The following is a 216-nucleotide window of genomic DNA, read 5'->3' as shown; positions in this document are numbered from 1 at the left end:
GTCGGAGACTATTCATCCGGAATATATATTTACGCGATGCCGCTGCAGGGGCTGGTGGTTTGGGTGTGGGGGGACATGATGCCAGCGCTGAACAGTGCGCTGTCCTTGCCGTTGCCTTTGCTTTGCGCGGTATCGTCCTGGAACTGGATTGAACGAACAGCATTGACCTTCGCGAGGGAGGGGCAGAGCGGGGCTTGGATCACGCGGAGGAGAGCA

General features: G+C 58.3%; 1 protein-coding gene. It reads right to left on the bottom strand.

The features are described 5' to 3' along the window. Positions 1–29: 29 nt before the first annotated feature. The coding region (locus ACNQ62_RS16695; protein ID WP_418095354.1) for a hypothetical protein at positions 30–216 on the bottom strand (187 nt) is incomplete at its 5' end.

Origin of the sequence: Sulfitobacter sp. SBS6 (assembly GCF_048285585.1) — a bacterium.
In the GTDB taxonomy this organism is placed as follows: Bacteria; Pseudomonadota; Alphaproteobacteria; order Rhodobacterales; family Rhodobacteraceae; genus Sulfitobacter; species Sulfitobacter pontiacus.
The sequence above is the reverse complement of the archived record's forward strand: the minus strand, read 5'-3'. Positions and strand labels throughout refer to the sequence as shown.